Origin of the sequence: Bacillus sp. FDAARGOS_527, assembly GCF_003812125.1 — a bacterium.
Classification (GTDB): domain Bacteria; phylum Bacillota; class Bacilli; order Bacillales; family Bacillaceae_G; genus Bacillus_A; species Bacillus_A paranthracis.
Genome location: NZ_CP033795.1, coordinates 3,590,765 through 3,604,415 on the forward strand (window position 1 = coordinate 3,590,765; position 13,651 = coordinate 3,604,415).

Sequence of the window (13,651 nt, forward strand, 5' to 3'; positions counted from 1 at the left end):
GTTATTTCGCCCTCTCTACAAAAATTTCGTTTAACGTCGGCTCTAACATTTTAAATTGTCGTAAGGTAATACCTTGTTCTTGTAATTGTTGTAAAATGTTTAGAGCTTCTGCATCATCTTGTACTCGCACATAAAGAAGGCCTTGTTGTTTTTCATACGATACATGTATAGATTCTAATCCCTTCCCATTCTCTTCTGTATCTTCAATCGTTAAATTACGAAAACCATATTGTTTTTTAATATCACTTAACTGGCCTTTTACGACTGCTTCGCCTTTTTTCAAAATACATACATGTTGGCAAAAAGCCTCTACTTGTTCCATACGATGACTAGATAAAATAATTGTCTTTCCGCTCTGTACTTGTTCTTCAATAATGCTAGCTAACATTCCAGCATTCACTGGATCCAGTCCGCTAAATGGCTCATCTAAAATGAGAAGTTCTGGATTATGAAGAAGAGCAGCAATTAATTGAATTTTTTGCTGGTTCCCTTTTGAAAGCTCTCCTGCTGTTTTAAATTTATATTCTGGTATTGCTAATCGATCTAACCAGTGATCAATAGCAAGATCTACTTCTTTTTTCGTCATTCCTTCTAATCTACCAAAATATCGCAACTGGTCTATTACTCTACTTTTAGTATATAAACCTCTTTCTTCTGGTAAGTATCCTATCGTTACCCCACTAGTCCCAAATGGTTTTCCATCCCATGTAATAGAGCCTTCATTAGGCGTTAATAATCCGAGAAGCATTTTGATTGTCGTTGTTTTTCCTGCACCATTTCGTCCAAGTAATCCTAACACTTCACCTTTTGGTAACGAAATTTGCAAGCCGTTAACTGCTTTTGATTCCCCAAATTGTTTCGTTAAGTTTTGAATTTGTAAACTCAAAGTATAAAGCCTCCCCTTTAGTATCATTCATACTCTCTTTCAAAGACTATGTTTATTCAGGATAAAATATAGCACTACACTCCATCCTCTTATTATGTAGCATCTCTCTAATCCATCATTTGTTTCATTTAGTTAAAATTGTAAATAAAATTACATGATTTGTCAATTATTATTGTCATTTCGACAATTAAACTTGTCAAAATAATTCCCATCATTTTTTCTCATCTTTCTAATATAGGACATACTACTATATATACAAAAGACAATATGCAAATGTTCATACAAAAAATATTATTTTTCGATATATAATATTAACTGGTTTTCTAACATCAAGGAGGGTACATATGAAGATGAAAAGGGGCATTACCACTTTATTATCTGTAGCGGTTCTATCTACATCGCTTGTAGCATGTTCAGGAACACAAGAGAAAACAGTGGCGAAAGAAGAGAAAGTAAAATTAACAGACCAGCAATTAATGGCTGATTTATGGTATCAAACAGCCGGTGAAACGAAAGCACTGTACTACCAAGGATACAATATCGGTCAATTGAAACTTGATGCAGCTCTTGCAAAAGGAACCGAGAAAAAACCCGCTATCGTACTTGATTTAGATGAAACTGTTTTAGATAACAGTCCTCATCAAGCAATGAGCGTAAAAACAGGAAAAGGCTATCCGTATAAATGGGATGATTGGATTAATAAGGCTGAAGCTGAGGCCCTTCCAGGTGCAATTGATTTCTTAAAATATACAGAGTCTAAAGGTGTAGATATTTACTACATCTCAAATCGTAAAACGAACCAACTAGATGCAACAATTAAAAATCTTGAGCGTGTAGGCGCTCCTCAAGCAACAAAAGAACATATATTACTACAAGACCCGAAAGAAAAAGGAAAAGAAAAACGACGTGAACTCGTTTCTCAAACACATGATATCGTCTTATTCTTCGGTGATAACTTATCTGACTTCACTGGTTTTGATGGAAAGTCTGTAAAGGACCGAAACCAAGCAGTAGCAGATTCAAAAGCACAATTTGGTGAGAAATTTATTATTTTCCCTAATCCGATGTATGGTGATTGGGAAGGCGCTTTATATGATTATGATTTCAAAAAATCAGATGCAGAAAAAGATAAAATCCGCCATGACAACTTAAAATCATTTGATGCAAAATAAAAGAGGATGGCATGTGCCCTCCTCTTTTATTGCATATTTCTCGTTAAAGGTAAAATAAACACTTCTACACGTCTATTTTTCGCTTTTCCTTCTTGCGTATCATTTGGAGCAATTGACCGATATTCTCCGTAACCAACTGCACTAAATTTTCCTGGTTGTAATTCTTTATTTTGCAGTAATACTTGCATAAAATTAACTGCCCGCTGCGTACTTAATTCCCAGTTCGATGCAAATTGCGCATTTGCAATAGGAACATTATCTGTATGTCCAGATACTGTGATTTCACGAGGTGATGCTGAAACAAGTAAATTAGACATTTCTTTCGCAATACTTAACGATTCTAATTTTACGTCCGCTTTCCCAGAATCAAATAGTACATTTTCTAATATCGTTACCTTCAATCCCTTTTCTGTTAAATCAGTTTTAAAAGAAGAAGATAATCGATTTTCCTCAATATACTTATCAATACCTTTTTGTACCGCTTTTAATTCGTTCATTTCTTGTTGCTTTACTTCAGCTTCAGCATTCTTTTTAATCTTCTCAGACTCTAAACTACTTGCTGATAATTCCTTTTCATCATTTGGCTTCTGATCACTTAAAAATTCTTTGTTACCTGTTCCACCAGCTAATTCACTTCGAAAAGCAACAGCCATCTGTTTAAACTTAGCAGCATCTATACTGCTCATTGCGAATAAAACGATGAACAATGCAAACAACAACGTTAACATATCAGAATAAGGGATTAGCCAAGTTTCATCGATATGTTCTTCGTGTTTTTTCTTTTTACTTCTTCTATTTTTTTTACTCCGCATTTTTTTCTGCCCCTTTTTCAAGCTTTTTGCGCTCAGTTGCAGAAAGTGCACCTAAAATGCGGTTCTTCATAATAAACGGATATGTACCTTCTTGTAACATTAATAAACAATCAATAATTAAACGTTTTTTCTCTAATTCAGCTGCAGATTTTTGCTTTAATTTATTTGCAAATGGATGCCATAGTATATAACCTGAGAAAATACCAAAAATCGTTGCAATAAATGCACCCGAAATAGCGTGACCTAACTTTTCAATATCAGTTAAATTACCAAGTGCAGCTACAAGACCAATAACAGCACCTAAAACCCCTAATGTTGGTGCATATGTACCAGCTTGAGAAAAAATTGCTGCCCCCTTTGCATGCCTTTCTTCAATTGCTTCTAATTCAGCTTCTAAAATCTGTTCTAAATCTTCTGCAGATACGCCATCAATCACAAACTTCATACCACGCAAAAGAAATTCATCTTGAATTTTGTCTAATTGCTGCTCTAAAGACAAAATACCGTATTTTCTACTTTCAGATGTCCAATGAACAAACAATTCTAGCAACTGTTCATAACTTAAATCTTTTTTATTAGAACCAAAAAGAACTTTAAATAATTTTGGAATCTTTTTTAATTGATCCATCGGAAATGCGATACATACTGCAGCAAATGTACCTACAAAAATAATTAATGCTGCGGCAGGATTAACTAAGGCCATTACGTCAGCGCCCTTGACGACCATCCCTACAACTACCGCCACTACTCCTAAAATGATTCCAATAAGTGTTGCAAAATCCATTCCCATTCACTCCTAGTCTATACAAGAAGTTCTTTATTCTCGATAATCGCTACATCTTCTTATGTATATATATTACATAAAAAATGAATTTCATGAAAGATAAGAAATGAATTATATAAAAAAATACTACAATTCCACACATTTTCTGACATTTTCTTTGCATTTCTATTACGTTACGACTCTTATATTTCTTTTTCAGTAAACTAGACTTATAATAAAAAACGATACATATTTTATTAAGAAAGGATCGTGATTACAAGGCATCATGAAAAAAATAATCCTTATTTCTGCCGCTACTATTGTAATCGGTATCACTTCTTTCGCTTACTTTGATTCTAAATCGCCACTACAAAATGAGGCGAAAGCTGTCGAAAGTCAACAGCATAATAATCACCAAAAAGAAGAGATTCCTGCTTTTCCAAAAGCTGATCATAACGCCAAGAAGCTAGACAATGATTTTTCCGTTGTAACAAATCCAGATTCTAACCTTGTATTAGTTAATAAACATCGAAAACTACCAGATGGATACACACCTGAAGACTTAACAAGACCAAATGTACCATTTACTAGTCCAAAAGATAAAGAAAAAACATTGCTACGCAAAGATGCTGCAGATGCGCTTGAAAATATGTTTGCAGCAGCAAAAAAAGAAGGACTTGAACTTACAGCTGTATCTGGTTATCGTTCATACAAACGCCAAAAATCATTACATGATACATACGTTAGACGTCAAGGAAAAGCTGAGGCAGATTCAGTAAGCGCCATTCCTGGTACGAGTGAACATCAAACTGGTTTAGCAATGGATATTAGTTCAAAATCTGCTAAATTCCAATTAGAGCCTATTTTTGGAGAGACAGCCGAAGGTAAATGGGTTGCAAAACATGCTCATGAATTTGGCTTTGTCATTCGTTATTTAGAAGATAAAACAGAAACAACAGAATACTCATATGAACCGTGGCATTTGCGCTACGTTGGAAATCCATACGCTACATACATATATAAACATCATTTAACATTAGAAGAAGCGATGGAAGACAAAAAATAAGAGAGCATGTTGCTCTCTTATTTTTCTTTCACTCTATTATTGTAGTAATTTTTTCTTCCACTCTTCAGGCCACGGTTCGCCTCTTCCTGTTTTTTTCGACGCTTGGACCATCATTCCACGACCAACTAAACAAACCTCTCCTTCTGCATTCTTCACCATATAATGCAAATCTAATGAAGAATTTCCAACTGATCCCGCTTTTACATACACCTTCAACTGTTCATCAAAATATATTTGTTTAATAAAATTACATTGTAAATCCGCAACAACAATCATCGTTTCTGAAGATTCATGCGTCCATTCTTGCATAAATCCAAGTTCTTTAAACAATGCGATACGCGCTTCTTCAAAATAGGTGAAGGCAACGACATTATTTACATGTCCAAACATATCTACTTCACCAAAACGAACCTTTACAGGATTGTAAAACGAAAAACCACTTTCCCATTGCTCAAAGTCTTCAATATAAGAAATCCTCTTCATTGTTCCCTCTCCTTTTCGCTTTAAAATAAACAGAATAAACAGAAAAATACAGTTATAAATATTGCCCCTTCGAAATGAAGAGGCAATATTTTTTAATAGTTATTGTCGCTACCAAAGAAATCTTTGAACGATTGAATTGTTGTATCACGGTTTAACGCCGCAATTGAAGTTGTTAATGGAATACCCTTTGGACATGATTGCACACAGTTTTGAGAGTTACCACAGTTTGCAAGTCCTCCATCACCCATAATTGCACGTAAGCGATCTGCTTTATGCATTTCACCCGTTGGATGTGAGTTAAATAAACGAGCTTGTGATAACGGTGCTGGTCCAATAAAGTCCGATTTACTATTTACGTTTGGACATGATTCTAAGCAAACACCACATGTCATACATTTTGAAAGCTCATAAGCCCATTGACGTTTCTTCTCTGGCATCCTTGGTCCTGGTCCTAAGTCATACGTACCATCAATTGGAATCCAAGCTTTAACACGTTTTAGAGCATTAAACATGCGACTACGGTCAACTTGTAAGTCACGAACAACCGGGAATGTCTTCATCGGTTTTAAGCGAATTGGTTGTTCTAATTGATCGATAAGCGCTGTACATGATTGACGTGGTTTTCCGTTAATCACCATCGAACATGCACCACATACTTCCTCTAAACAGTTCATATCCCATGCAATCGGAGTTGTTTTGTTTCCTTTTGAATCAACAGGATTACGACGAATTTCCATAAGCGCCGAAATAATATTCATATTCGGACGATACGGAATTTCAAACTCTTGGTCAAACGCTTGCGCATCTGGTCCGTCTTGTCTCGTAATGATGAGGCGGATTGTTTTCTCAGACATGTTGTTTATCCCCCTTCTCTTCACTCTTAGCAGCTACATCGTGTTTTGAAGAATAATCACGTTTACGTGGTTTAATTAATGAAATATCCACGTCTTCGTAATGGAATGCCGGTGCATTTCCTTCTCCTTCAAATTTCGCCATCGTAGTTTTTAAGAAGTTTGCATCATCACGATTTGGGAATTCAGGTTTGTAATGCGCCCCACGGCTCTCATTACGGTTATATGCACCAATTGTAATAACACGTGCTAATTCAAACATATTTGCAAGTTGGCGTGTAAATGAAGCACCTTGGTTGCTCCATCTCGCTGTATCGTTAATGTTAATACGTTTGTAGCGAGCCATTAACTCTTCAATTTTTGCATCTGTTTCTAATAATTTTTTATTTTCACGAACTACTGTAACGTTATCTGTCATCCATTCTCCAAGCTCTTTATGAAGAACATACGCATTTTCGTTACCATCGAGCGTTAAAATATTGTTAAATTTCTCTGTTTCGATTAATTCATTTTGTTCATACACAGTAGATGAAACAGCATCTGATGATTTAGAAAGACCTTTCATATATTCAATTGCATTTGGTCCTGCTACCATACCACCGTAAATTGCTGATAATAGTGAGTTCGCGCCAAGACGGTTACCACCGTGCATAGAATAATCACACTCACCTGCTGCAAATAAACCTGGAATGCTTGTCATCTGCTTATAATCAACCCATAGCCCGCCCATTGAATAGTGAACAGCTGGGAAGATTTTCATTGGTAGTTTACGAGGATCATCACCTGTAAATTTCTCATAGATTTCAATAATTCCACCAAGTTTAATATCTAGTTCTTTCGGATCTTTATGAGAAAGATCTAAGTACACCATGTTTTCACCGTTAATACCTAGTTTTTGCTCTACGCAAACATCAAAGATTTCACGCGTTGCGATATCACGAGGTACAAGGTTTCCGTAAGCCGGATATTTTTCTTCTAAGAAATACCATGGTTTACCATCTTTATATGTCCAAACACGTCCACCTTCACCACGTGCAGATTCACTCATCAGACGTAATTTATCGTCTCCAGGAATTGCCGTTGGGTGAATTTGAATGAACTCACCGTTTGCATAATATGCGCCTTGTTGATATACAGCAGAAGCTGCTGTACCTGTATTGATAATGGAGTTTGTTGATTTTCCGAAGATGATACCAGGGCCCCCTGTTGCCATAATCACGGCATCAGCTCGGAAACTTCTAATCTCCATAGTTTGTAAGTCTTGTGCAACGATTCCTCGGCACACACCTTCATCATCAATAACAGCTCGTAAGAAATCCCAACCTTCATATTTCGTTACAAGTCCTGCTACTTCGTGACGACGTACTTGCTCATCTAATGCGTATAGTAATTGCTGTCCAGTTGTTGCACCAGCAAATGCTGTACGGTGATGTTGAGTTCCACCAAAACGACGGAAATCAAGAAGTCCTTCTTCCGTACGGTTGAACATAACACCCATACGGTCCATTAAATGAATGATACCAGGTGCTGCTTCACACATTGCTTTAACTGGTGGTTGGTTCGCTAAGAAGTCCCCACCATAAATTGTATCGTCAAAGTGGATCCATGGAGAATCCCCTTCACCTTTCGTATTTACGGCACCGTTAATTCCACCTTGGGCACATACAGAATGCGAACGTTTTACTGGTACTAAAGAGAACAGTTCAACATTTACTCCTGCTTCCGCCGCTTTAATCGTTGCCATTAAGCCAGCCAAGCCACCGCCGACTACTATAAGTTTCCCTTTCATGCTCTCCCACTCCTTACTGGTTTGCTAGCTGTGGATCGATGAACGCTAATAATGCACTCACACCTACATAAGATAGACCTAAGAAAATAGCTAATGTTACATAAGTAGAGATTCTTTGTGAACGTGGAGATACTGTAATTCCCCAGCTGATGCAGAATGTCCATAGTCCATTTGCAAAGTGGAAAATTGTTGAAACAACACCAACTAAGTAGAATGCAAACATAGCTGGATTGTTTAAAATATCTGCCATCATGTCATAGTTTACCTCTTTACCTAACGCTGCTTGAATACGAGTTTCCCAGACGTGCCAAGAAATGAAAATCAGTGTAACGATACCTGAAATTCTTTGGAAGACGAACATCCAGTTGCGGAAATAACCGTAAGAAACCGCATTGTTCTTAGCTGTAAATGCAATATATAAGCCATATATAGCATGGTACAGTATTGGTAAAAAGATAATGAAAATTTCTAGCGCATACCGGAATGGAAGGAGCTCCATAAAGCCTGCAGCTTTGTTAAAAGCCTCTGCTCCTCGTGTTGCAAAGTTGTTTACAATTAAATGTTGCGTCAAAAAGACACCAACCGGGATGACCCCCATTAATGAGTGCCACTTACGAAACGTATACTCGCGGCCTTTCATGTCCCCATTACCCCCCTTGAATGATTGACTGCTGTTTTCAGATTAGTTTATGGCAATAATGTTTTTTCACTATTGGCATAAGAAAAACTGAAAAAATTATTCGAAATATTTCAGCATAATTTGATACCAAGTTCATTTTACTCCTATTTTTGTCGAAGCGTCAAGAAAACGTATACATAATTTGCATATAATTTGCCAATTCTTTTTTTCTTCTTATATATTCAGATTTTCCCAAAGAAAAATCTGTTTTTATAAATGAGAAATGTTATATAATAATCCCTATAGAAAGAGGGGAATATTGTGAGTAAAAATACAATCGATACAACATCTTTAGAAGATGTTTCATTGAACGCCTTCGCTTACGAATTGCTACGTGAAGAATTACTACCTGATTTAATCGGTAACGATCTAGATGGTATTTTATACTGGTCCGGTAGAAACCTTGCAAGAAAATATCCACTAGACACAATTGAAGAAGTCATTCAGTTCTTTGAAAAAGCTGGCTGGGGCACTTTAAGCATTATTGAACATAAGCGTCGTGAAATGCAGTTCCAACTTAAAGGCACACTCATCGCTGAACGTCAAAAACAAAAAAGACATTCTTCTTATCAATTAGAAGCTGGGTTCATCGCTGAACAAATTCAAAAGCAACGAAACGTCGTTGCAGAGTCCTACGAAGAAAAGAAAAAACGTTCAGACTCTATTACATTTCTCGTAAAATGGGATATAAAAGACCTCATTGAAGTGTAGCATTACCCACAGTCAACTAGACATATCAGTTTAGTTGACTTTTTGCATTTTCATTCATTTGAATTTATTTTAAATCTTCAGAAATTATACCAAAAAATAGAAGACGTTGTAAACTACAACGTCTTCTTATCCGCTAAATAACTATAAATCGTCTCTGCGACATTTTTCGGCATACCCGCTTCGACAAATTCTGTTACAGAAGCCTCTTTCATCTTTTTTAGCGATCCGAAATGTTTTAACAATATCTTTTTTCGTTTATCTCCAATTCCAGGAATATCATCGAGTGCCGATTGAATGACAGATTTCCCGTGTAATTGACGATGGAATGTAATTGCAAATCGATGCACTTCATCTTGAATGCGCTGCAATAAATAAAATTCTTGGCTATTTCTCTCAAGCATCACAGGTTCAGGTGGATCTCCAATAATTAAATGAGATGTTTTATGTTTGTCATCTTTTACAAGACCTGCCATCGGAATATATAAACCGAGCTCATTTTCTAAAACATCACTTGCAGCCGCCAGATGACCTTTTCCGCCATCAATAATGATTAAATCTGGTAAAGGTAACCCCTCTTTCAGCGCCCTTGTATAACGGCGTCTCACAACTTCTCTCATAGACTCATAATCATCTGGTCCTTGAACTGTTTTAATTTTATATTTCCTGTATTCTTTCTTAGCTGGTTTCCCATCAATAAAAGCAATCATTGCCGAAACAGGATTTGTCCCTTGAATATTTGAGTTATCAAACGCTTCAATACGATAAGGCGTTTCAATTCCAAGCTGCTTCCCTAAATTCTCTACCGCTTTAATCGTTCGTTCTTCATCACGTTCAATTAAATAGAATTTCTCTTCCAAGGCAATCTTCGCATTTTTATTTGCCAGTTCTACAAGATCTTTTTTCTTACCGCGTTTCGGCTGTGTCGCTTCCACTTCTAAAAAGCGTTCTACTAATTCAGAGTCTATACTTCCTGGAACGACAATTTCCTTCGGCTTAAAATGACTGCTGTTTTCATAAAATTGACCGATAAACGTTAAGAACCCCTCTTCTGGTTCATCGTAGATTGGAAACATAGAAACATCACGTTCAATTAGCTTTCCTTTTCGAACGAAGAAAACTTGAACACACATCCACCCTTTATCAACTGCATAGCCAAACACATCACGATCCACTAAATCACTCATAATCATCTTTTGCTTTTCCATAATCGCATCGATATGAGCAATTTGATCACGTAACTCTTTTGCACGTTCAAACTCTAGTTTCTCTGAAGCTTCATACATTTTTGTTTCTAATTCTGAACGAACTTCTTTATGTCCACCATTTAAAAACTTAATAATTTCATCTACAATTTCTTTATTTTGTTCTTCCGTAACTTCTTTCACACAAGGTGCTAAACATTGACCCATATGATAATATAAACAAACTTTATCGGGCATATTTGAGCACTTACGAAGCGGGTACATACGATCTAGCAGTTTTTTCGTTTCATGAGCTGATTGTGCATTCGGATAAGGACCAAAATACTTTCCCTTATCCTTTTTTACATTTCGCGTAATGAGTAATCGCGGCTGTTTCTCAGCTGTAATTTTAATAAAAGGATATGTTTTATCATCTTTTAATTGAATATTATATTTTGGATCATGTTTTTTTATTAAGTTTAACTCTAAAATGAGAGCCTCTAGATTTGAGGAGGTTACAATATATTCAAAATCTACAATTTCTCCTACTAACCGAAGTGTTTTCCCATCATGCGAACCAGTAAAGTACGAGCGCACACGATTTTTAAGCACTTTTGCCTTTCCGACATATATAACCGTTCCTTGCTTATCTTTCATTAAATAACAACCAGGTTGATCTGGTAAAATGGCCAATTTTTCTTTTAAATGTTCGTGCACTCGTTACCCTCCATTTCTACATGCTTAGCATTTTTATTTTCACATGAAAACATACTATGCCAAAATACCCAACATACGTTCTTTCATTGTAACGGAAAGGTGTAAAAAAGGAAAATAAAAAAAGCTACCAAATGGTAGCCTTTTTTATTTTAGAAGTGTTTAGAAACTAATTCTACTAACGCTTCTTTCGGTTTGTAACCTAACGCTTGATCAACTACTTTACCGTCTTTTAATACGAAAAGAGCTGGAATGCTCATTACTTCGAATTGACGAGCAGTTTCTTGATTTTCATCCACGTCTACTTTTACTACTTTTACTTTTTCGCCTAGTTCTGCATCAATTTCCTCTAATACAGGAGCGATCATTTTACAAGGTCCACACCAAGGTGCCCAGAAATCTAATAATACAACACCTTCGCTAGTTTCTGCTGCGAAGCTTTGGTCATTTGCGTTTACAATTGCCATTTTATTTCCTCCTTCAAGTATATTCTACCAAGAGTATATCATTAACTTATATACGTGGCGAATAATATGTATCGTTATGTATTGTAACAAAAAAGTGTTCCTTTATACTATATAAAAATACGGATTAAATACTAAAAAGATGAGAGACAGGGGATCTCTCACCTTTTTCTATATATAGGGGTACTTCACTTGGAACTCAAGGGTACTCAAATCATGAATGTACTTTTAACTTTTTAAACTCTTCTGTTAAAAGAGGTACCACTTCAAATAGATCGCCAACAATACCGTAGTCAGCTACTTTGAAGATACTTGCTTCTGGGTCTTTATTAATCGCAACGATTATTTTTGAGTTAGACATACCAGCTAAATGCTGAATCGCTCCAGAAATACCGCATGCAATGTATAGGTCTGGCGTAACAACTTTACCAGTTTGACCAATTTGTAATGAGTAATCGCAATACTCAGCGTCACAAGCACCACGAGATGCTCCAACAGCGCCGCCTAATACGTCAGCTAACTCTTTTAATGGTTTGAACCCTTCTTCGCTCTTCACACCGCGTCCGCCAGCGATAATAACTTTTGCTTCAGAAAGATCAACGCCTTCTGCCGTCTTACGAACGACATCTTGAATGATTGTACGCAAGTCTTTCACATCTACTGTAATAGAAGACACGTCACCACTGCGAGACTCATCTTTTTCGAGCGTTGCGATGTTATTTGGACGCACTGTCGCAAATAAGATGCCGTCTGTTACAATCTTCTTCTCAAACGCTTTACCAGAGTAAATTGGACGAGTAAAGATAACATTTCCACCTTCAACTTCTAAAGCAGTTACGTCAGAAACTAGACCAGCTTCAAGCTTCGCTGCTAATTTTGGTGATAAATCTTTACCAAGTGCTGTATGTCCAAATACAATTCCTTCTGGATTTTCTTCAGCATATACAGCTAAAAATGCTTGTGCATAGCCATCAGATGTATATGATTTTAATTTATCATTTTCAACTGTCACAACGCGATCTGCACCGTAATGAATCAATTCATTTGCAAAAGAAGCAACGCTATCTCCAACTAGAAGACCTACTACTTCACCGCCTTCTGCAATTGTTTTTGCTGCTGCTACCGCTTCAAACGAAACGTTACGTAGCGATCCATCACGAACTTCACCCATTACTAATACTTTACGAGCCATAGATTTTCCCTCCTGCATATATAATTTCGTATTTTATTAGATTACTTTCGCTTCTGTATGGAGCAACGATACAAGTTCTTTTACTTGATCTTGCAGCTCGCCTTGTAACACTTTTCCTGCATCTTTCTTAGGAGGCAAATAGATTTCAATTGTTTTTGTCTTTGCTTCCACATCATCTTCTTCTAAATCTAAATCATCTAATTCTAATTCTTCTAGTGGCTTTTTCTTCGCTTTCATAATACCTGGAAGCGATGGATAACGAGGTTCATTTAAACCTTGCTGTGCTGTTACTAAAACTGGTAATGAAGTTTCAATCACTTCTGTATCACCTTCAACATCGCGCTCAATCTTCACGTTTGTACCGTCAATTTCAAGTTTTGTAATTGTCGTTACGTACGGAATATTTAACGCTTCAGCTACACGCGGACCAACTTGTCCAGATGCACCATCAATTGCAACGTTTCCGCCTAAAATTAAATCTGCATCTTTATCTTTTAAATATTCAGCAAGCACTTTTGCTGTCGTGAACTGGTCACCATTTTCTACATCATCTTCAATATTAATTAATACCGCTTTATCGCAGCCCATCGCTAACGCCGTACGAAGTTCTTTCTCACTATCTTCGCCACCAACTGTTACGACAGTAACTTCTCCACCTTGTGCGTCTCTTACTTGAATTGCTTCTTCAATTGCATATTCATCGTAAGGGTTGATGATGAATTCCGCTTCGCCATCGTAAATTGCACCGTTTTTAATTACGATTTTTTCTTCTGTATCAAATGTTCGTTTCATGAGTACGTAGATGTTCATTCCATTTACCCCCTTGTTTTTCAGAAAGATTCTATCAATTTTAATTTTCTGTTAATTTATATTAAAAAAATAATTGAA

The 13,651-nt window shown here is 36.5% G+C and carries 14 protein-coding genes; 3 read left to right on the forward strand and 11 right to left on the reverse strand.

Features of this window, described 5'->3' with window-relative positions:
- Nucleotide 1: 1 nt before the first annotated feature.
- Nucleotides 2-886 carry an ABC transporter ATP-binding protein gene (locus EGX95_RS21275; RefSeq protein WP_000058122.1) on the reverse strand — a complete coding sequence of 295 codons (885 nt, stop codon included), beginning with the start codon at nucleotides 884-886 and terminating at the stop codon, nucleotides 2-4.
- A gap of 344 nt (nucleotides 887-1,230) precedes the next feature.
- Between EGX95_RS21275 and EGX95_RS21280 the strand changes: the two genes are divergently transcribed.
- Complete coding sequence (locus EGX95_RS21280; protein WP_000782776.1) at nucleotides 1,231-2,058, forward strand: 5'-nucleotidase, lipoprotein e(P4) family; 828 nt, start codon at nucleotides 1,231-1,233, stop codon at nucleotides 2,056-2,058.
- A gap of 26 nt (nucleotides 2,059-2,084) precedes the next feature.
- Here the strand turns inward: EGX95_RS21280 and motB are convergent, their stop codons facing one another.
- Nucleotides 2,085-2,870, reverse strand: a complete 786-nt coding sequence (motB, locus tag EGX95_RS21285) for a flagellar motor protein MotB (protein WP_001256753.1) — start codon at nucleotides 2,868-2,870, stop codon at nucleotides 2,085-2,087.
- Nucleotides 2,860-3,654 (reverse strand): flagellar motor stator protein MotA, encoded by a 795-nt coding sequence (motA, locus tag EGX95_RS21290; RefSeq protein WP_000344867.1) that lies wholly within the window; start codon nucleotides 3,652-3,654, stop codon nucleotides 2,860-2,862. The genes motB and motA overlap by 11 nt, the downstream gene beginning before the upstream one ends.
- Nucleotides 3,655-3,919: 265 nt before the next feature.
- On the opposite strand from motA, the gene EGX95_RS21295 reads away from it, so the two are divergent.
- A complete protein-coding gene (locus tag EGX95_RS21295) occupies nucleotides 3,920-4,699 on the forward strand; it encodes a M15 family metallopeptidase (RefSeq protein ID WP_000720579.1) in 780 nt (259 codons plus the stop codon).
- Between the two features lie 36 nt (nucleotides 4,700-4,735).
- Here the strand turns inward: EGX95_RS21295 and EGX95_RS21300 are convergent, their stop codons facing one another.
- The 4 genes from EGX95_RS21300 to sdhC form a co-directional block, all read right to left on the reverse strand.
- Nucleotides 4,736-5,182, reverse strand: a complete 447-nt coding sequence (locus EGX95_RS21300; protein WP_000822740.1) for an acyl-CoA thioesterase — start codon at nucleotides 5,180-5,182, stop codon at nucleotides 4,736-4,738.
- A gap of 92 nt (nucleotides 5,183-5,274) precedes the next feature.
- A complete protein-coding gene (sdhB, locus tag EGX95_RS21305; protein WP_001291826.1) occupies nucleotides 5,275-6,036 on the reverse strand; it encodes a succinate dehydrogenase iron-sulfur subunit in 762 nt (253 codons plus the stop codon).
- Entirely contained in the window at nucleotides 6,029-7,822 is a 1,794-nt protein-coding gene (sdhA, locus tag EGX95_RS21310) for a succinate dehydrogenase flavoprotein subunit (protein WP_000676735.1), read from the reverse strand. The genes sdhB and sdhA overlap by 8 nt, the downstream gene beginning before the upstream one ends.
- Before the next feature lie 13 nt (nucleotides 7,823-7,835).
- Entirely contained in the window at nucleotides 7,836-8,462 is a 627-nt protein-coding gene (gene sdhC, locus EGX95_RS21315) for a succinate dehydrogenase cytochrome B558 (protein WP_000678352.1), read from the reverse strand.
- A 300-nt stretch (nucleotides 8,463-8,762) separates the two neighbouring features.
- Between sdhC and EGX95_RS21320 the strand changes: the two genes are divergently transcribed.
- Complete coding sequence (locus EGX95_RS21320; protein ID WP_000042220.1) at nucleotides 8,763-9,212, forward strand: YslB family protein; 450 nt, start codon at nucleotides 8,763-8,765, stop codon at nucleotides 9,210-9,212.
- 113 nt (nucleotides 9,213-9,325) lie between these two features.
- Here EGX95_RS21320 and uvrC read toward each other — a convergent pair whose 3' ends face one another.
- From uvrC to etfB, 4 genes are all read right to left on the reverse strand, one after another.
- On the reverse strand, nucleotides 9,326-11,110 hold the full coding sequence (uvrC, locus tag EGX95_RS21325; RefSeq protein ID WP_000544272.1) for an excinuclease ABC subunit C: 1,785 nt from the start codon (nucleotides 11,108-11,110) through the stop codon (nucleotides 9,326-9,328).
- 149 nt (nucleotides 11,111-11,259) lie between these two features.
- Nucleotides 11,260-11,574 (reverse strand): thioredoxin, encoded by a 315-nt coding sequence (gene trxA, locus EGX95_RS21330; RefSeq protein WP_001018943.1) that lies wholly within the window; start codon nucleotides 11,572-11,574, stop codon nucleotides 11,260-11,262.
- Between the two features lie 211 nt (nucleotides 11,575-11,785).
- Nucleotides 11,786-12,763 (reverse strand): electron transfer flavoprotein subunit alpha, encoded by a 978-nt coding sequence (gene etfA / locus EGX95_RS21335; RefSeq protein ID WP_000101965.1) that lies wholly within the window; start codon nucleotides 12,761-12,763, stop codon nucleotides 11,786-11,788.
- A gap of 36 nt (nucleotides 12,764-12,799) precedes the next feature.
- A complete protein-coding gene (etfB, locus tag EGX95_RS21340; RefSeq protein ID WP_001029030.1) occupies nucleotides 12,800-13,573 on the reverse strand; it encodes an electron transfer flavoprotein subunit beta in 774 nt (257 codons plus the stop codon).
- Nucleotides 13,574-13,651 lie beyond the last annotated feature (78 nt).